The organism is Intrasporangium sp. (assembly GCF_040414665.1).
GTDB lineage: Bacteria > Actinomycetota > Actinomycetes > Actinomycetales > Dermatophilaceae > Intrasporangium.
The window spans coordinates 1-20,174 of record NZ_JBEDUL010000066.1; the positions used below are offsets into that span (position 1 = coordinate 1).

At 69.4% G+C, this 20,174-nt stretch carries 10 protein-coding genes; 8 read left to right on the top strand and 2 right to left on the bottom strand.

From position 1 onward, the window contains the following. The 8 genes from ABF401_RS07970 to ABF401_RS08005 form a co-directional block, all read left to right on the top strand. On the top strand, positions 1 to 313 hold a 313-nt coding region (locus tag ABF401_RS07970), incomplete at its 5' end, for an aldehyde dehydrogenase family protein (RefSeq protein ID WP_353509012.1). Positions 314 to 597: 284 nt separating this feature from the next. After that, positions 598 to 7,365, top strand: coding sequence for an SdrD B-like domain-containing protein (locus ABF401_RS07975; RefSeq protein WP_353509013.1), 6,768 nt, complete (start codon positions 598 to 600; stop codon positions 7,363 to 7,365). A gap of 34 nt (positions 7,366 to 7,399) precedes the next feature. Then, positions 7,400 to 8,770, top strand: a complete 1,371-nt coding sequence (locus tag ABF401_RS07980; protein WP_353509014.1) for a multicopper oxidase domain-containing protein — start codon at positions 7,400 to 7,402, stop codon at positions 8,768 to 8,770. A 5-nt stretch (positions 8,771 to 8,775) separates the two neighbouring features. Beyond that, on the top strand, positions 8,776 to 10,110 hold the full coding sequence (locus tag ABF401_RS07985) for a multicopper oxidase domain-containing protein (protein ID WP_353509015.1): 1,335 nt from the start codon (positions 8,776 to 8,778) through the stop codon (positions 10,108 to 10,110). 20 nt (positions 10,111 to 10,130) lie between these two features. Then, the gene (locus tag ABF401_RS07990) at positions 10,131 to 13,100 is read left to right on the top strand and encodes a multicopper oxidase domain-containing protein (protein WP_353509016.1); all 2,970 of its coding nucleotides are present in this window, start codon (positions 10,131 to 10,133) and stop codon (positions 13,098 to 13,100) included. A gap of 62 nt (positions 13,101 to 13,162) precedes the next feature. Beyond that, positions 13,163 to 13,675: a hypothetical protein gene (locus ABF401_RS07995; RefSeq protein ID WP_353509017.1), complete on the top strand. Its 513-nt coding sequence runs from the start codon at positions 13,163 to 13,165 to the stop codon at positions 13,673 to 13,675. After that, positions 13,672 to 15,717, top strand: coding sequence for a copper resistance CopC/CopD family protein (locus ABF401_RS08000; protein WP_353509018.1), 2,046 nt, complete (start codon positions 13,672 to 13,674; stop codon positions 15,715 to 15,717). The genes ABF401_RS07995 and ABF401_RS08000 overlap by 4 nt, the downstream gene beginning before the upstream one ends. A gap of 146 nt (positions 15,718 to 15,863) precedes the next feature. Beyond that, positions 15,864 to 17,975, top strand: coding sequence for a S8 family serine peptidase (locus ABF401_RS08005; protein ID WP_353509019.1), 2,112 nt, complete (start codon positions 15,864 to 15,866; stop codon positions 17,973 to 17,975). Here the strand turns inward: ABF401_RS08005 and ABF401_RS08010 are convergent. Both ABF401_RS08010 and ABF401_RS08015 read right to left on the bottom strand, forming a co-directional pair. Continuing rightward, positions 17,956 to 19,071, bottom strand: coding sequence for a sensor histidine kinase (locus ABF401_RS08010; protein ID WP_353509020.1), 1,116 nt, complete (start codon positions 19,069 to 19,071; stop codon positions 17,956 to 17,958). The two genes, ABF401_RS08005 and ABF401_RS08010, sit on opposite strands and share 20 nt — an antisense overlap. Positions 19,072 to 19,074: 3 nt before the next feature. Further along, positions 19,075 to 19,743 (bottom strand): response regulator transcription factor, encoded by a 669-nt coding sequence (locus ABF401_RS08015; protein WP_353509021.1) that lies wholly within the window; start codon positions 19,741 to 19,743, stop codon positions 19,075 to 19,077. Between the last annotated feature and the right edge of the window lie 431 nt (positions 19,744 to 20,174).

The following is a 20,174-nucleotide window of genomic DNA, read 5'->3' on the forward strand; positions in this document are numbered from 1 at the left end:
CGCGGACCTGTCGCAGGAGGAGATCTTCGGACCGGTGGCGCCGGTCACGACGTTCCGGACCGACGACGAGGCGATCCAGCTCGCCAACAACACCCGGTTCGGCCTGGTCGCCTACCTCTTCACCCAGGACCTGTCCCGGGCCATCACCTTGAGCGAGGCGCTCGAGTACGGCATGGTCGGCGTCAACCAGGGCATCGTGTCCAACCCGGCCGCGCCGTTCGGCGGAGTCAAGGCCTCGGGCATCGGGCGCGAGGGCGGGTTCGAAGGCATCGAGGAGTACCTCGAGACGAAGTACGTCGGCATCGCCCTCTGAGCCGGTTCGGTTCACCTTCCTCCGCTTCCTTCGCCCCGGGCGGCCTTGGCTCCCCCCGGCGTCCCTGACGCCTTCCCGGCGTGCCTGACGCCTTCCTGACGGCCGGATGACGACGGCCTGACCGGGTCATGACTCAGCCCTGACGCCGCCCTGACGTCTGGCTGACGGTGGCATGACGCGGCCGTGACAGTTGTCGAGGTTTCGGCCCGGCGGCCGCGGCTCGGGGAGTGACATGGCCGAGAGCGGGCGCGGGGCGAGCGCTCGACGGGACAGAGGTGAGTCGTATGGGTACACGCGTCCATGCACCGGCCAGACTTCGCAGCCTCGTCGGCGGGCTCACCGCAGCCGCTGTGGTGGCGGCATCCCTCACAGCCCTCCCGGTGCTGCCCGCGCCGCCGGCGGCTGCCGCGACCACGAACCAGCTGTCGCTCCATGTGGCCAGTGCCCGCACCGAGCCCCGAGCGTTCGGTGGCGCCGGAGTCACGAAGGGCGCGGCCGTCGACCACTTCACGTACATCATCAACGTCGACCGGACCGGCACGACGGCACAGCGCAGCGCCGCGCCCGGATCGGGCTGCTCGACGAGCGACGCAGGATACCCCGCCGGCTGCCGGTGGCCATCGATCGACGAGGACCCCGGAGGACAGGCCATTGCCCCCATCTACCGGCACGGTGACGAGACCGACCTCACCGGCGGCAACACGCTGACGCTGCCCGATGGTCGATACCTCATCTCCGTCCTCGCCGAGGGCTACAAGATCGACGGCGCGCACTTCACCGTGCCGCTCCAGGACCCCGGCCTCGTCGACGTGGAGCTGCAGCCGAACCCGCTGCCGGACTCGACGCTCCGCGGCCAGGTCTTTGCCGACATGGCCCCGACGAACGGCACTCTGGACGTCGGTGACGCCCCGCTCACCGGATTCCAGGGCCACATCAACGACTACCTCGGTGAGGTGACGACCGACGTCTACGGCAATCCGCTCTGCACGACGTACGTCGGCGAGGACCCGGTGACCCACGAGATCCCGCTCGCGAACCTCGACGCAGACATGCTGCCCGTCGTCGACCAGCCGGGCGGCAAGTGCCTCAGTGACGCTGACGGCCTGCTCACGATCCCACACCTTGGCACCAACCGCTACGCGCTCTCGGCAACCCCGCCCGACGGGCAGGAGTGGATCCAGACCACCACCCTCGAGGGCAACCACGACTGGGACGCCTGGATCATGGAAGGTGGGACCGGGTTCGACACCGAGTTCGCCATCGCCGGCGAGCCTGTGCCCCAGCCCCTGTTCGGCTTTGCCAAGCCGACGAAGAACGGGCAGCCACTCGACGCTGCCGCTGCGGGGCACATCACGGGGGTCGTCGTCGGTATCAAGACCTACACGCCTCCGAAGGGCGGGTCGTTCGACGGATGGGGCGGCAACACGGGCACGCGGATCAACAAGCCGATCGTGCGGCCCTGGCTCTCGCTCGCGGACCTCGAGAACGGCGACGCAGCCGTCTGGGTCGGGCAGGGCGACGCCAACGGCGCGTTCGACATCTCCGGCGTCCCCGACGGCAACTACACACTGACGTGGTGGGACGAGCCGCAGGACTACAACGTCAACTTCATCAACGTCACCGTGACCGGCGGCGAGACCGTGGCGATGGGCAACGTTCCGCTCAATGGCTGGTGGACGGAGTACGACGGATACGTCTACAACGACACGAACCGCAATGCCGTGAAGGATCCCGGCGAGCCGGGCATCCCCAACTTCACGCTCACCCTGCGCCGACGCGAGAACTCACTCATGGACCGCGGCCAGAACACGGCGACCACCGACGCCTCCGGCTACTACCACTTCGAGGCGGCCTACCCGATCGGCGAGTGGTTCGTCCTGGAGGCGTACAACGACTCCTTCTACACAACGGGCGTCACGTACCAGGCCGACAACCAGCCGACCCCGACCACCGTCAAGGGCGCCGGCGTCGACGTCAGCACCTTGCCGATCATCGGTCTGAGCGGGCGAATGGACTGGGGCGTGCACGCCTACGACGCCCCGGGGACAGGCGGGGTCGACCCACGCAACGGCGGGATCGTCGGGACCGTCAGCTACGACACGACCCGCAACGAGCTCGACCCGCAGTACGCCGTCGCCGAGGACTGGCAGCCAGGCGTGTCGGACGTCCCGGTGGAGCTGTACGCCACCGTGCCGTGCACCGAGAGCTCCACCGTGTGCGACGACGCCGGACGTTACGAGCTCGCCGCTGACGGCTCCTACGCCCGCGGCAAGCTGCTCAACACCTACCTCAGCGAGCACTGGGTCCGTCCGACCGGCTGCACCGCCCGGGACGTCGACGGCAACCCGCTCGTCCACGGGACGGACGAGAACGTCCTCGTCCCGAGCCAGGAGACGAGTGGCGAGTGCATCTCCAGCTTCATCCAGGGGATCCAGTTCGGGCCCTACCCGACTGACCAGGGCACTCCGGACGCCAACTTCGGCGCCGCGGTCGACGGCAACTACGGCTTCGGGGATGGCTGCTTCGACGGCACGCTCGATGCGAGCGACCCGGCCGACCCGGTATGCACCGGAGGCACCTTCACCGCTCTCGGCGCGGCCGACTACCTCGTCCACATCGCCGTCCCCGACGACGCGAGCGGAAGCCCGATGTACCAGGTGACATCGGAGGAGGACATCAACATCGGCAACGGTGACCAGATCGTCCCCCAGGTGCCGCCGCCGGCGTGTGCCGGCGCCCTGCACACGGTCGACGTCGCGGGCATGGGCACGGACGGGTACGCCGCGCTCGTCGGTGACGGGACCAACGGTGCCCCGGCCGGGGTGACCGTCGCGGCATCGACGCCGGTCGACAACGCCACCTTCGTGGACATCGGCGGCTCGCCGTACGAGGGAATGCCCAAGCCGCGCTGCGACACCAAGCTCGTGACCGTCAACAACGGCAAGTCGATCGTGCCTCTGTTCAACGTCTTCACCGACGTTCCGATCCCGACTCGCATGCGCGGTCTGATCGTCGACGACGTCAACTTCTCCAAGGACTCGCGGTCCATCATGTATGGCGAGAAGGCCGGCATCCCGTTCGTCCCAGTCGGCATCTATGACTTCGCCAACCGCCTCGCGTACACCGTCGAGTCGGACTTCAACGGTGAGTACGACGTGCTGATGCCGTCGACGAACCACATCAGCTGCCCGACTCCGTCGGGCGTCTGCGCCAACATGTACCGCTTCGTGGCGAACGACCCGGGCGTTCCCGGGCGGCTCAACCCGAACTACGACCCGAGATACCGGACGATCGCCACGGAGTTCGAGGCGTTCCCCGGACTCCTGATCCCGACCGACCTCGCACCCACCCAGGTGGGCCTCACGATCGAGTCGCCGGCGACCGGCCTGCCGCAGGCGGTGCGGTGCGTCCAAGGTGACACGACGCCCCAGCTGCTGGCCGTGTCCAGGCCCTACGTCAACGGCAGCGGCACGTTCAGCATCGAGGGGACGGGCTTCGGCGCGACCAAGGGGACCGGTGCGGTCCTGCTCGACTCGACGGTGCTGCCGACCACGTCATGGAGCAACACCCACATCGATGTCAGCGTGCCCAGCGGCACGGCGGTCGGAGCGCATCAGCTCGCCATCCGGGCGAACAACGGCGCGAGCACCGTCAACGGGCTCACCTTCCACGTCCGTGGCGGCAGCTACTCGCCGAACGTCTACGAGGTCGGCCCCGCCGTGAGCACGCCGAGGTACAACCCGACGAACGCAGCCAGCCGATCGGCACTCGGGGTGACCCATGCCATCCAGAACGCCCTCGATGACGCTCGCGCCAGTGCGGGCGACGACCTCGTCGTCGTCTACCCCGGCACGCCGGACCTCGCCGACCCGCGCGGCAACCCGCGCGGCGCCTACTACGAGAACCTCATCATGGCCTCGCCGGTGAAGCTGCAGGGCGTCGGTCCCGGCGGCTTCCAGGGCAGCACCTTCGTGCCCGGATCGATCATCGATGCAGGCGCTTTCGGCGGCGACACCGATCTGGCCACAGACTGGTTCAATGCCGTCGGCGCCCTGACCTGGGACGGGGACCAGACCGCCAACGACGGCCAGGCCATCTACGTCCTCGCCTCCGAGAATGCGACGACCGTGGCCGGCCGCGCCCGCCAGTTCACGAGCGGCTACCGCGCCACCATCGACGGCTTCGACATTCGCGGCGGCGACCAGCAGGGCTTCCCGGGCAACATCAATGACCTCACCGGAGGTCCGACGGGCCTTCCGCCGGGAATCCAGACCCAGGGTGGTGCGATCTTCGCAAACGCCTTCGCCCGCTACCTCCAGGTCACGAACAACGTGGTCCAGAACAACGGCGGTGCCTACGGCACGATCCGCATCGGCACCCCGGATCTTCCGGCCCCCGACACGAGCCAGCACAACGAGAACATCCGGATCTCCGACAACCGCATCATCGCCAACGCCGGCACCAACCTCGCCGGGGCGATCGGCATCTTTGCCGGCGCCGAGGGGTACGAGATCGCGCGTAACGACATCTGCGGCAACTTCTCCATGGAGTACGGCGGGGGAGTGTCCGTCTACGGACTCAGCCCGCAGGGGAAGATCCACCACAACCGGATCTACTACAACATGTCCAACGACGAAGGCGGCGGCATCATGGTCGCCGGCCAGCTCCCGGCGGACCCGTCCGCCCTCTCGCCCGGCTCCGGGACGGTTGACATCTCCTCCAACCGGATCCAGGCCAATCTCGCCAATGACGACGGCGGTGGCATCCGCTTCCTCATGGCGGGCAACTTCCCGATGAACGTCTCCAACAACGACGTCGTGAACAACGTCTCCACGCATGAGGGCGGCGGCATCAGCCTCGACGACGCGCCGAACGTGCGGATCGTCAACAACACGATCATGAAGAACCTCACGACCGCGACAGCCGTGACGTCGGACGGCAGCGCCATGCCCGCTGGCATCTCCACGACGAGCAACAGCGAGCAGCTCCAGGCCACCTTGCCGGCCGGCTCACCGACCTTCAGCAACCCACTGCTGTTCAACGACATCCTGTGGGACAACCGTGCCGGGACGCGGGCGGGAACCACCGTCCTCGGGCTCGGGCTCGCCGGGGACGCGACTCCGATCGACCACTGGGACATCGGCGTCTCCGACGGGACGGGAACCCTCGCCCCGACCAACTCCGTCATCCAACAGCCGGGGCACCCCTATGTGACGAGCGCGACGAACAGCACCAGTGACCCCGGTGTCGTCTCGCCGTACGACCTCACGGTGTCGTTCGCGACCTGGCGGCAGAATCCTGCCTTCGTCGATGCGAGCCTCGTCGCCGTCGAAGCGCCCCCCGAGCTGATGGGCGACTACCACCTCGCAGCCTGCCCGGCCTCACCGGCGTGCAACCGCGGTGCGGCGAGCAAGGCGGTCCCGGCCTACCAGGCACCACCCACCACGTTCGCGGCTCCTGCGCTCGACATCGACGACCAGGTGCGCCCCGCGCTTGGTGGATTCGACGCGGGAGCGGACGAGTTCGGCGCGGCGACGCCTCCGACGACGTCACCTGTGACGTTCCTCTTCTCGACATCGGGCGACAGCAACCCGCCCGGTGTCAGCGGCACCGCCGACAACGCCGACATCTACAGGTGGGATGGCACGGCGTACAGCCGCAGCATCAACGCGACGACCATCGGCATTCCGGCAAGTGCCAACGTCGACGGTTACAGCCAGGTCGACGCAACGCACTTCTACCTCTCCTTCAGCGACGCCACCGTCCTTCCGGGCCTTGGCACCGTGCAGGACGAGGACGTGGTGTACCGGAACGGCACGACGTGGCAGCTGTACTTCGACGGCACGACCCATGGGCTGGCCACCACCGACCTCGACGCCATCCACGTCGACGCCACCGGGATGTACTTCTCCACCAGCTCGGGCGTCAACCCACCGGGAGTCGCCGGCACGGCCGACGACTCGGACATCTACCGCTGGAACGGCGGCAACAGCTTCACTCGTGCGCTGGACGCGACCACCGTCGGTATCCCGGCAAGTGCCAACGTCGACGGGTACGACCGGACCGACGCCACGCACCAATACGTGTCGTTCTCCGGGGACACGTCTGTCAGCGGTCTGGGTGCGGTCCAGGACGAGGACGTCATCCTGCGCGCCGGCACGACCTGGCAGACCTGGTTCGACGGCACCGCCAACGGGCTGATCAGCGCCAACCTCGACATCGACGCGTTCTCGCTGCCAGCGACCGGCACTGCGCCCCCGCCGCCGCGTCTGTTCCTCACCCCGACGAGTTCCATCTCGCTGCCAGGGCTCGCGGAATCGGTCGCGAACGAGGACATCGTGTGGTTCGACGGGAAGGGCTACTCGCTGCTGTTCGACGGCTCCGACGTGCTCGGCTCCCTATCGACCCGGATCACGGGGTTCGCCCGTGTCAGCAGCACGACGCTGCTGCTCAGCTTCGCAAACAGCGTCACGCTGCCCGGCGTCGGGGCCGTGACACCGTCGGACATCGTGAAGTTCACAGGGACGCTCGGGCCCGCGTCGACCGGCACGTTCTCGATGTACCTCGACGGGTCGGACGTCGGGCTCACGACCCTGGCGGAGGCCATCACGAGCTTCGACCTGCTCCCCACCGGCGACCTCGTCGTGAGCACCCGGGGAGGGGTGGGTGTGACCGGCATCGCCGCCAGCACCACGACCGGCTCCGACATCTTCCGGTTCCACCCGGCCGCGCTGGGCGGGACGACGTCGGGCACGTGGTCGTGGTACCTCGACGGGTCCGATGTCGGACTTGGTGGGGGGACGGTGGTCAACGCGCTCGCAGAGTCGATCTCCGGTCTGTCCGTCAGCGGCGCCGGGGCCATCAACCTCTCCACACTGGGCAGTTTCAGCGTCCCTGGCGTCAGCGGCAGCAACCGCGACGTGTTCACGTGCGGCGCGCCGACCACCGGGGCCGCCAGCACGTGCACCTGGTCGACCACGAAGTACTTCACCGGCAGCACGAGCGGGTTCCCGAGCGCGCTCAACCCGCCAGCCGACCTGGACCTGCCGTAGCTCGACGGGCGACGAACCAGCAAGGGGACATGCAATGACCAGTGCCGAAGACAACACCACGGTCCCCGCCGCCACGGGGCGGTCCGGCCCCGGCCCGATGAGCCGCCGCCGCTTCCTGTCCCTCGCCGGGGCCGCGGTTGCGGTGGTGGGCACCACCAACTGGGGAGGGAGGGTGCTCACCCCGGAGGCGGCTTACGGCGCCGACGGGACTCCGGACCTCTACCTTGCCGGCACGGATGGGTGGATCCACCTGCCCGCGACGCCCGCGATTGCGCCCTACCACCCCGACGTGCTCGCGCCGAGCGACCCTCCGGGACTGACGACCTACATCTTCGGGTTCCGCAACGTCACCGGTATGACCGCCTCCCAGAGGCTGGCCCAGAAGAACAGGGCCCAGCATTCCGCGCCGTTGTTCTGGGTCAAGCAGTTTGACCCGGCGCACCCGGTGGACTTCACCGTGCAGCTGACCAACCTGGGCCTGGCCCTGCGTCCGGACCTCTTCGACGCGCACAGCCTGCACTGGCACGGCTTCCGGAACGTCATTCCGTTCTTTGACGGGGAGCCATCGGGATCGGTCTCCGTACCCGCGGGTCGGGAGTTCACGTACGTGTACCGCCCTCGCGATCCCGGGACCTACATGTACCACTGCCACGTCGAGGATGTGGAACACGTCCACATGGGGATGACTGGGCTCGTCTTCGTCCGTCCGCTCCAGGACGGCAACACAGCGCTGTACCGGAGTGGCAGATACCTCTACAACGATGGCGACGGCTCCACCGGCTTGGACCGCGAGTTCGCGATGTTCCTCTCGGAGGTGTGGGCCGAGGCGCATTGGGCGGACGCACACATCCAACTTCCGGAATGGAGCGACTACCGAGCCGACTTCAGCCTGCTCAACGGCCGGGTGTACCCGGAGACGATCCTCCCGAACGGTTCCATTGATCCGTTCCATCCCGTGCACGCGGCAGACGGAGACCTCATCGCTCCGGCAGGGCATCCCGAGCTGAGGTACCAGCCGCACTCGTCATTGGTGACCTGCAACGCCGGCGAGCGGGTCGCCCTGCGGTTCGCGAACCTCGGATTCCGTGAGCAGGCCATGACCCTGACCGGCATCCGGATGCGCGTGGTGGGCAGGGACGCCACGCCGATGCGCGGGCGCAACGGGGGCGACACGTCCTACGAGACCGAAACCCTCAACATCGGTCCGGGGGAGAGCTATGACGTTCTCTTCACCGCGCCCCCACACCAAGGCCCGGGAGCCTTCGACACGTACTACCTCTACAACCGCAACTACACGCGCTCCGACAACCTTGCGCCCGGCGGCTTCGGCGGACAGGCAACACAGGTGCGCGTCTATGCGAGCGGTGTTGCACCGCAAGCCTACCCGAACGACTGGGGGATCTGAGCGCCATGAACGCAGCCCGCACTCCAGCCAACCGAGCCGACCACTGGCCCGCACGTCGCCGCCGCGGCGCCGTGGCCATCGGAGCGCTTCTCGCGATGAGCGCGGCTGTGGTCGCCCACCTCCCGTCGGCGACCGCCGACCCGCCCCCACGAGTCGGGCTGGTATGCACGACGGGGTCGGGAGGAGTGGCCACGAGCCCCGTGTTCAACCTCACGACGCGGACGGGCTACATCAGTCTCCCTGACGGCAACACGGCCTTCATGTGGGGCTACTCGAGCGGTTTCGATCCGTTCCAGCACCCGGGGCCGGTCCTCTGCGTCAACCAGGGCGACACCGTCACCGTGATCGTCCACAACACCCTGCCGGATCCCACCTCAATCGTCTTCCCCGGGCAGGACAACGTCCTCGCAGATGGGCTGACATCGGACGTGCAGACCACGGCCGCGGGGCAGCTGACTTCGCTGGCCGCGCCCGCAGGGCCCGCAGGAGGCACCGTGACGTACACGTTCACGGCATCGCACCCCGGAACCTTCATCTACGAGTCCGGAACGGACCCCGAGAAGCAGGTGCGCATGGGCCTCTTCGGGGCGCTCGTCGTGCGCCCGTGGCTGGGCACGAACTACGCGTACGACCGTGCCGACAGCCGGTTCACTCCCTCGGAGGAGTTTCTCGTGCTGCTCTCGGAGATCGACCCCTACCAGCACCAGGCGGTCGAGCAGGGCAGGGCGTTCAACCCGAACTCCTACCACGCCCGATACTGGCTCATCAACGGGCGCGGCTTCCCCGACAGCATCGCCGACAACTCCGCGTCGTGGCTCCCCAGCCAGCCGTACGGTGCGCTCGCCGCTGTCACACCCTTCGGCGCGCCGACCCACCCCTATCCCGGACTCGCCCGTTACCTCAACGTGGGGACCGAGGATTACCCCTTCCACCCGCATGGGAACAACGGTCTCGTCATCGGTCGTGACGGGCGACCCCTCGAGGGCGCGACCGGCCAGGACCTGTCGATGGAGAAGTTCGCCATCAACATCGGGCCGGGGCAGACGTGGGACGTCCTGTTCAAGTGGTATGACGCCGAGGGCTACAGCCCGGCGAACCCGGTGCCGGTGACGGTGCCGAGCCTGGCGAACCAGGTCATCGGGCTGTTCTACAGCGGCAGCCCCTACCTCGGGACCAAGGAAACGCTGCCGCCGGGAACTCAGTCGCTCAACCAGTGCGGCGAGTACTACATCATCTCCCACAACCACGCGCTCTACCAGATCACCTCGTGGGGTGTGACCATGACCGGCCCGATCACCTACATGCGGATCGACCCGCCCCGACCCAACACGTGCGGATGACCTGAGAGGCGGGCAGTGAAATGACGAATCGCATTGAACGCATTGCATTCTCGATCATGGGTGCGGGGTTCCTCATGGTGCTCGGGCTGCTCGTCGGACCCGCCCTCGGGGCCGAGGCGGCGGAGATCACCATCGATCTCTACGCGGCTGCCGGCACGACGACCCTGCCCGCGGGAGGCCAGAGCGTGACGGTGTGGGGGTACACGACCTCAGGTGGCCCGGTCACCGCTCCCGGTGGCCCCGTGCTCACCGTCGACGAGGGTGACGTGGTCCACGTGCGGCTGCACAACCAGCTCGCCGAGACCACGTCGCTGCAGTTCCCCGGTCAGGCGATCGTTCCCGACACGGCCGGGCTCGCCCCGTCGCCCACCGACACGAAGACGTACACGTTCACGGCGTCGAGACCCGGCACGTACCACTACGAGGCCGGCCTCGTCGCCAACACCCAGCACCAGGCCGCGATGGGCCTCTACGGCGCGCTCGTCGTGCGGTCCACGACTCCGGGGCAGGCGTACGACGACCCAAGCACAGGATTCGACACCGACGCGGTCCTCGTGCTCAGCGAGATCGACCCCGCCCTCAACAACGCGGCCAACCCGGCAGCGTTCGACATGCGCAAGTACGCGCCGCGCTACTTCCTCGTCAACGGGCGTCCGCACCCCGACACCGCCCCCATCACGGCCTCGTCCGGCGCGCGGCTGCTCCTCCGCTATGTCAACGCCGGCCAGCAGTACCACTCGATGGCCGTGCTGGGAGCCGACCAGCGGATCGTCGGCTACGACGGCAGCCAGCTGACCTCGACGGGCTCGACGGACCTCTCGCGCAGGCACGTGGCCGACACGTTTGGGCCGGGCCAGAGTGCCGATGCGATCGTGACGCTGCCCTCGAGCACGACCAACCGTCGGCTGCCGATCTACGACGCCAGCCTGGCGCTGCACAACACCAACCGTGCCGGAGTCGGTGGGATGCTCACTCTGGTCGCCGTTACGGGGACCGGGGGGGCAACCGACACCACCGGGCCGGTCACCAATGGACTCGCCTATGCTCCGGGCGTCCTCACCGGCCGCGCGGACGAGACGGCTACCGGCGGGGCGAACATCGCGGGTGCCGAGGTCCGCCTCGACTCTCTCGTGGCAAGTCCCACGCCCATGGCGGCGTCTGACGGCGCCTTCAACGCAGCGACCGAGGCCCTCACGGCTTCCCTCGCACTACCACCCGGACAGCACGTGGCCTATGTGCGGTCGCGAGACGCGCTGGGGAACTGGGGGCCGTACACCTCGATCCTGCTCACCTCCGGGGACGTGATCGGGCCCGTCACGAGCTCGCCGACGCTGGTGCCACCGGCGACCAACGGCGCGACCGGATCGTCGGTGGCCGTCAGTGCCACCGCGGACGACACAGCCGGAGGCGGTTCCACCATCCAAGGGGCCGAGTTCTTCATCGACACGGTCGGCCCGAACGGCACCGGCATGCAGCTGACCGTCCAGACAGCGGCCCCGGTCTCGAGTATCGACGGAGTGATCCCGCAGTCCATCCTCGCCAGCCTCTCGGCGGGCGCCCACAGCGTCTCGATCCACAGTCGCGACGCCAACGGCAACTGGGGCGATGCCGTGACGGTGACACTGACCGTCGACCGGACCGGGCCCAACTCGACCGGCGCCTCGGCGGCGGTGAGCCCCAACAACGGCACCGTCCCCTTCAACAGCGCCACCGCCGCAGTGCGAGTCCGCGCGACGCTCGCAGACCCGCTCACCAGCGGGGTCAACACCTCGATCAGCTCAGGCGAGCTCTTCATCGACACGGTCGGCAGCAACGGGAGCGGCGTCCCGCTCGCCCCGAGCGATGGAGCGTTCACCGATCCATCGGAGGCGGCGTACACCGACATCCCGCTCGCGACCGTGCAGGCGATGACCACCGGGAGCCACTCGCTGTTCATCCACGCGAAGGACGCAGCAGGCAACTGGGGTCCATTGACGAGCACGACGCTCGTCGTCGACACGGTGCGACCCACCGTGTCTGGCCTGGCCGTCGTGCCCAACCCGGCCATCGGCGTCACCACGGTCAACCTCGGCGCGACGGCCAGTGACAACCTCACGGCGGTCAACCGCGCCGAGTGGTACATCGGTGCCGACCCCGGGGTCGGGAACGGCACCGTCATGACGATCACCGGGACAGGGCCCTGGATGCTGTCCGCGCCCGTCGACGTCTCCACCCTGAGCGACGGCACCTACACGGTCTTCGTGCGCGTCCGGGACGCCGCCGGCAACTGGAGCGCGATCGCGTCGACCATCGTGCAGGTGCGCGGGCCACTGGTCTTCTCGACGACGGGGGACACGAACCCGCCCGGCGTCGCCGGCACGGCCGACAACTCGGACCTGTACACCTGGGGTGGCGTGACGTACAGCCGCACGATCGACGCGACCGGCATCGGCATCCCCACGACCGCGAACGTCGACGGCTACAGCGCGGTCGACGCGACGCACTTCTACCTTTCCTTCTCCGGCGCGACCGCCCTGCCAGGCCTCGGCACCGTTCAGGACGAGGACGTGGTCTACCGCAACGGCACGTCGTGGCAGCTGTACTTCGACGGGAGCGTCCGGGGCCTGGCCACCACCGACCTCGACGCCATCCACGTCGACGCCACGGGCCTCTACTTCTCGACCGACACCAATCTCAACCCACCGGGGGTCACCGGCGCGGCCGACGACTCCGACATCTACCGGTGGACCGGCGGCAACTCGTTCGCCCGTGTCATCGACGCCACCACCGTCGGTGTTCTCGCAGCGGCCAACGTCGATGGCTTCGACCGCACCGATGCGAGCCACTACTACCTCTCGTTCGGTGCGGACACCTCCGTCACCGGTCTCGGGGCCGTGCAGGACGAGGACGTCATCCAACGCAACGGCACGGCGTGGCGGACCTGGTTCGACGGGACCGCGCACGGCATGACGAGCGCCAACCTGGACGTCGACGCCTTCGACGTCCCATGACCTCACGGGCCCTGACCCGGCCCGCCCTCACAACCCGGGCAGGGCCGAGAGGAGGCGAGACGATGACCGTCAAGACCTTGCAGTCAGCACACCACCCGACACCGCAGCGGACCCCCTCGGCGCGGAGTCGAGTCGTACGGGCGGTCATCGTTCTCGCACTCCTCGGGCTCGTGGCGATCGGCGCGCGGCTCGTCCTGGCCCGCGGGTCGCAGGATGTCCGGTCCGGCACCGAGGCGGTCAGCGCGGATGTGTTCGCCACACGATCTGGCATTGCGGTCGACCTCATCGCGGTCACGGCTGCCGGCGGCCTGGTCGAGTTTCGCTACCAGGTCGTCGATCCCGACAAGGCGGCGCGCCTGGTGCACGACGAGACCCTGCGCCCGATCCTTGTCGTGGAGGACACGGGGGCGACGCTCGTCATGTCATCGCGTCCTCACAGGACGATGGCCGACCTGCAGCTCGGTGGCACCTACTTCTTCCTGTTCGCCAACGCGAACAACGCTGTGCGGGAGGGCAACCGGGTGACCATCATCATCGGAGACGTTCGTCTCGAACACGTGGTGGCCAAGGCGTGAGCGGGCTGTGGGCGTGCATTCGCCGCTCGGCCCGGGTCGCGACCCCGGGCGTGAGCGTGGCACTCGTCGTCCTCGGCGCCATCCTGGCGCTCGTGTTCGGCGGGGGTAGCGCCGTCGCCCACAGCGGACTGGAACGATCCGACCCAGCGAACGGCGGCATGGTGGCACCCGGGCGCACGACCATGCGGCTCTGGTTCAGCGATCCCGTCGACGACGCGAGCACCTTCGTCGTCCGGCCGACCGACCCGCCCGGGCCACCGTTGCGCGCCACGGTCACCATCGACGAGACCGAGATGGCCGTCCGGGTCTCGACGCCCCCGCTCGAGCGAGGGCGTTACGAGCTCATGTACCACGTGATCAGCACCGGCGATGCGCACCGGACGAGCGGCAGGGTCGAGTTCGGTGCGGGGACGCGCCCGGCCGCTGGGGCCGCTGGACCCTCGTCCTCCGACCCGATCGAGGGAGTCGTCCGCTGGTTCGACCTGGTGGGCGTCGTCGTGGCGATCGGCGTCGTGACGTCGTGCCGCCGGTGCGTCCGGGCGCTCGCGGCCTCCCGCTCCGCCCCGTCGTATGCCGCATGGGTCAGCCTGCGACGCCGTGCCCTCGTCGTGGGGATCCTTGCCTCGACCACTGCAGTCGTCGCCGGGGCGCTCACCCCTGTCGTGCGCGTTCGGAGCGGCGGCGCGTCGGCGGACTGGGCCGGCGCAACCGGCAACCTGCTGACGACGAGCCCGTGGGGGCCGGTGTGGCTGGCCCGCGAGGTCGCGCTCGTGGCTGCAGTGCTTGCTCTCTGGCGCCTGTGGTCCGCCCCCGAGCGACTGGTCCCAGACCCGGTCACCGGGACGGACCTCCTCGCCGCAGGAGAAGAGCGGGCCCCCAATCGATCTCGCCCGGCCGCCGTCGCCGTCGGAGCACTCGTGACAGCGTCGGTCCTCGACGGCGCAGCCGGGCACGCCTCGACCCTCCACGACGGTGCGCTCCTGGCCACCCTCGCCTCCGCTGGCCACCTGCTCGCGGCGGGGGTGTGGAGCGGCGGACTGGTCTCCCTGGTCCTCGCCATCCCTCCGGCCATGCGGCGCCGATTCGGCCGGGAGCCGGCCCTCGGGCCGGTATGGCGAGCGTTCGGGCCCCTGGCCGCTGCGGCGTCGGTGGTCCTGGTCGCGACCGGCCTGTACTCGGCCGGGCGGCACGTCGACGACGTCAATGGCATGACGTCCACGGCGTACGGGGTCGTCGTGCTCGCCAAGTCACTCCTTCTCGCCATCGCGCTCGGCCTCGCCGCCTACAACACACTGACGGTGCGACCCGGCCTCGCAGCACGCGTCCACGCTGCCCTGCGTGGCGGGCGGGTGCGCTCGACCTGGCGAGGCCACCTGGCCGCGACGGTGGTCCTCGAGGCCGCAGTCCTCCTCCTTGCGCTCGGCTGGGCAGCCGCCCTCACGACCATGCCGACCGCACACGACACGGCCGCGGTCGATCGAGTCGCGGTGTCACGCGTCGCCATGGTCGACGGCCTCTTCGTCACCCTGGAGGCCATGCCCGAAGGCAGCGGTCTCCGGTATGTCGTGCGCGCGCGATCGGTGGTGCGGCCCGAGCCGGGGCCCGTGACGGGAGTTGACGTCACGGTGCTGCCGGAACCGTCGCCGGCCAGCGAGGGTTCCACGACAACTTCGCGGACGACCCTCCTGCCCGTTGAGGAGGGTCGCTTCGAGGCGTTCGGCCCCGCATCGGCTGTCCGGTGGACCGCCCTCGTCAGCGTGCAACGGGAGCGAGCCCCGGCCGCGATCGCGAGCATTGCCGGTCTCCAACCGGTGGAGGCAGACCGCAGTGGCACGCTCCGGACTCCGGCGACCGTTGTCGCAGTTCTGCTGATGGCCGTGCTGGTGCTGGCCCTGCTCGAGGTCACTCGACGATCGGGTCGGCGCGACGTGATCCCAGGACACCGGTCCGTTGACACCGCACGTCGCCTCGTGAGCAAGGCACCCGAGACGGATGGCGCGACGCCGTCCGCGTCGTCTGAGGCCAAGGAGGTACGGTCGTGAGAACCTCGGGACGGATGGTGGCGGCACTGGCCACGGTCGCAGCTCTTGCTGCAGCCCTGCCTCAGATGGCCGGAGCGCGGCCGGAAAGCGCCGGAGCGCCGTTGGTGCCCCCAACGGCCGCAGGGTCTCGGACCATGGTCGTGCTCATGCGCGATCACGCCGACCTGACCCGCGTGCCGCGCAGCCCGCATGCGCGGGCGCAGGGCGCCGTGGTGCGGACCTTGCGAGCGACGGCCGAGTCCAGCCAGCGGTCACTCCGCGCCCGGCTGGAGACCCTGACCAGGCAGGGGCGGGTCCAGGCCGTCACGCCCCTGTGGGTCGTCAACGGCGTATCCCTGACCGCGTCTGCTGATGTGATCCGGGAGCTGTCTGCCCGGACCGACGTGGCCCGGGTCGTCTCGGACTCCGCGGACCTGGTCCCCAGCGCGCTCCCGGCCGAGCCCACCATCGCCGTCACCCGCGCGCCGCAGCTGTGGGACGCGGGCCTGACCGGCGCAGGGGTCGTCGTGGCCAATCTCGACAGCGGTGTCGACGTCACCCACCCCGATCTCGGGCCTCGCTGGCGCGGCGGCACGAACAGCTGGTACGACCCCTATGGACAACACCCGACGGCGCCGACCGACTTCTCTGGCCACGGCACCGGCACCATGGGCATCGCGGTCGGCGGCGACAGCGGAGGGTCGGGCATCGGCGTCGCTCCCGGGGCCACCTGGATAGCGGCACGAGTGTTCAACGACCGGGGCGGTGCCACGGTGACCGCGGTGCACCAGGCATTTCAATGGCTGCTCGACCCCGATGGTGACCCAGCAACGCCGGATGCACCTCGGGTCGTCACCGCGTCGTGGTCGATCGGCGCAGGACCGTCATGCGACCTCACGTACCGACCGGACGTCCAGGCGCTGCGCGCGGCCGGGATCCTGCCGGTGTTCTCCGCTGGAAACTTCGGGCCTGGGTCGGCATCGAGCGTCAGCCCGGCCAACTACCCCGAGTCCCTGTCCGTGGGTGCGGTTGACACCTCCGGCGCGCCGTATCCGCCCAGCAGCCAAGGTCCCTCGTCGTGCGCCGGACGGACGCGGGTGTTCCCGGACCTCGTCGCACCGGGAGTGGCAGTCAGGACCGCAGACCGGTTCGGCTTCTACCAGACGGTCAGCGGCACCTCCATCGCTGCACCGCACGTCGCGGGTGCGCTCGCGCTCCTGCTGCAAGCCGACCCGGAGCTCACTCCGACGCGGCAGCAGCAGGCGGTCACCTCGGCCGCGGCCGACCTCGGGACACCCGGGCCGGACGACCAGACCGGTTCCGGGCGCATCGACGCGGCGGCCGCGCGCACGTGGCTCGCGGCGGCCCCCGACTTCGCGCTCGACGTCGCGCCCGCCTCGCGATCGGTTCCCGCGGGAGAGAGGACCACATACTCGGTCTCGCTGACCCCGCGCAACGGCTACCCCGGCCCGGCCCAGCTGTCCCTGGCCGGAATCGCCACCGGCCAGGCGAAGTGGTCGTTCACCCCCAGCGTGCTCACGAACGGCTCATGGACGTCAACGCTTGAGATAACGCCGGCGCGCTTCATGCCGGTCGGCTCCCGCCCGCTTGTCGTGACGGCGGGTGATGGGGTCGTTGTGCACGCGCGCTCGGTCGTGCTCGACGTCACGCCACCTCGTGACTTCACCCTCTCGCTCGCCCCTGCGGCAGCCACCGCTCCGGCCGGCGCGACGACCACGTCGACCCTGTCCGTGACCCCGACGGCGGGATGGGTCGGCCCCGCACAGCTGACGGTCGGTGGCCTACCGGCGGCCGTCGGCACGGCCTCGGTCACACCGACCTCCGTCACCGGTCTCGGCACCGCCGCGCTCGCGGTGACGACCGTGCCGAGCGCGCCGGCCGGCGCTTACCCCGTCACCGTGACCGCGACCGACGGCGTCGTGACGCGCACCGCGACCTTCACGGTCACCGTCGCCGCCCGCGACTTCACGCTCAGCGTGAGCCCGACCTCGCGCACCGTCTCCCGCGGCGGCACGGCCGCATACACCGTGTCCGTCACCCCGACCGGAGGCTTCACCGGGAAGGTCACGTTGAGCAGATCAGCGCTGCCTTCGGGGACGAGTGCAAGCTGGTCGGTCAACCCGGTCGCGGTCCCGGGCTCCTCGACCCTGCGGATCAAGCCATCGTGGTCGACGCGTCGCGGCACCTACACGGTCGTGGTGACCGGCACGTCTGGCGCAGTGACCCACTCGGTGACGATCACCGTCGTCGTGAGCTGACGCCGACCGGTGGCCAGGCCCTCGCCTCGAGCACGGAGGGGTTGGAGACCCGGGCCGCCGTCACCGGGCGGTCGGTGTCGGGGGGAGGCGTGACCGGAATGGTGATCGAGACCTGCGCGCCACCGAAGGCGGACCGACCCACGGTCACTCGGCCGCCCCGGCGGGTGGCGACGTCCATGACCAGCCCGAGCCCCAGGCCGGTCTGCGAGAGGTCATCGCGGGTCAACTGGATGCCCTCCGGCGATGCCGGTGCGTTCACGGCGTCCATGACGTCGCTCGAGAAGCCCGGCCCTGAGTCGGCCACGCCGATGCACGCGGTGGATCCATTGCGACGGGCGTGGAGCTGGATCGTGTCCCCTGGCCCGGTGTAGCGGACGGCGTTCTCGACCATCGTGTCCAGGCATGCGCGCAGGCGTTCCGCCGAGCACTCGATGGCACCCGCCCGGGCATCCACGTGCCACGTTCGCGGGGCGACGGTCGCCCAGCGCTCCGCAGTCTGCGCCAACAGCCCGTCAACGTCGACGTCGCTCACTACGAGGTCCCCGCGGACCCACATGCTCCGGATGAGCCGGTCACAGGCCCGAGTGAGGCGGGCCAGCTCCTCGTGGATGACCGACAGGTCGCCCAGGGTGTCGGGGTCCTGGCTCTTGGCCATGAGGACCTCGAGGTAGCCGTTGGCGATAGTGAGCGGTGAGCGCATCTCGTGCGAGGTCCGCCGGGTCAGCAGCTCGCGCGCCTCGGATTCCGAGCGTTCCCGGGCGGCGAGGACGGTCACCTCGGCGAGCGCGCGCTGTCGGCGCTGGACGTGCCACACCATGAGGCAGATGAGCAGCAGCATCAGCGGGATCTCGGCGGCCTCCTGGGCGTCGATGACATCTGCGACGCCACGGACGACGAGGATGTAGCCGCTCACCACGGTGTAGAGCGCCAACCCGACCACGGTCGTCGTGCGACCCCAGGGTTCGAGGCCGTAGCACAGCGCGAACGCGGCCCAGCCAATGTGGTAGGGCACGGTCTCGCTGCCGGGGAAGGCCCACATGAGGTACGCGGCCACCACGGCGATCGACGCCCAGGTCCAGAGGAGCGGACGACGCATCGGTCACTCCTCGTCAAGGCAGTAGCCGACGCCACGCACCGTCTCGATGGGCACGGACGGACCGAGCTTGGATCGTAGCCGGCGGACACACACCTCGACGACGTTGCTGCCCGGGTCGAACTGGAGGCCCCAGACGTCGTGCAGCAGCTCCTCGCGGTGGCAGACCTGGCCCTGCCGTCGCATGAGATGGGCCAGCAACGCCGCTTCCCGCTCGGTCAGGCCGACCGCCTCGTCATCGATGGTGGCGCGACGTCGATCGAGGTCGAGCCGCAGCCGGCCGACCGTGAGCCAGCGGTCATCGGAGTCGGCGGCATGGGAGAGGAGGTTCCGGCGTACTCGGGCCATCAGCTCGACGAGCGTGAACGGCTTGCTCACGACATCGACGGCCCCGCGCTCGAGGGCCTGCACGCGGGCGCCCACGTCGGTCACGCCTGAGATCACGATGACGGGCGTGTCGATCGACCGCTCCGTCAGCGTCGTGAGCAGCTGCAGGCCATTGACACCGGGCATGACGAGGTCAACGAGCAGGAGGTCGACCCGGATCTGGTCCAGCATCGTCAAGGCTGAGGACCCGCTCGCGGCCGTCACCACGGTGTGGCCCTGCGACCCGAGCGATCTGGACAGGAGCGTACGAATGCGCTCCTCGTCGTCGACGACCATGACCGTGCTCATGACGGGACCCCCTCCCACGCAAGGCACTGAAAACCCTATTCGCCGCGACACGGTTTCCGTGGGGGAAACGTCGGCATACACCCGCGTTCCGCCCGAGGTTTCCGAAATCTCCAGATATGTCGACCCTTGGACATGACGGGAAAATGACAGCCACGACCGCACGACGCCACCACCCGGGGGATGGAACGGTCGGGGAGAACCTGGCTCAGCGGCATACCTCTCGTTTGTCGGAAGGGTCGGCGCCAACGGCTGCCGTGTGGTCGAATCGGCGCATGCCGCCAGTTCCAGGACCCACCCCCAACGTCGGCCAGGCCACCGGACCGCACTCGGTGAGCAGCCTGCTCAGCGACGTCGACCACGTCCTCCGGCGCGGCCTGCCGGCCGGCGCGAAGGTCCACCCGACCGGTTTCGCGGCGCTCGACGCGACGCTC

Bases quoted from the DNA above. Each gene is read 5' to 3' on its own strand.
- ABF401_RS07975 (WP_353509013.1), top strand. From the start codon at position 598: ATGGGTACACGCGTCCATGCACCGGCCAGACTTCGCAGCCTCGTCGGC.
- ABF401_RS07980 (WP_353509014.1), top strand. From the start codon at position 7,400: ATGACCAGTGCCGAAGACAACACCACGGTCCCCGCCGCCACGGGGCGG.
- ABF401_RS07985 (WP_353509015.1), top strand. From the start codon at position 8,776: ATGAACGCAGCCCGCACTCCAGCCAACCGAGCCGACCACTGGCCCGCA.
- ABF401_RS07990 (WP_353509016.1), top strand. From the start codon at position 10,131: ATGACGAATCGCATTGAACGCATTGCATTCTCGATCATGGGTGCGGGG.
- ABF401_RS07995 (WP_353509017.1), top strand. From the start codon at position 13,163: ATGACCGTCAAGACCTTGCAGTCAGCACACCACCCGACACCGCAGCGG.
- ABF401_RS08005 (WP_353509019.1), top strand. From the start codon at position 15,864: ATGCGCGATCACGCCGACCTGACCCGCGTGCCGCGCAGCCCGCATGCG.
- ABF401_RS08010 (WP_353509020.1), bottom strand. From the start codon at position 19,071: ATGCGTCGTCCGCTCCTCTGGACCTGGGCGTCGATCGCCGTGGTGGCC.
- ABF401_RS08015 (WP_353509021.1), bottom strand. From the start codon at position 19,743: ATGAGCACGGTCATGGTCGTCGACGACGAGGAGCGCATTCGTACGCTC.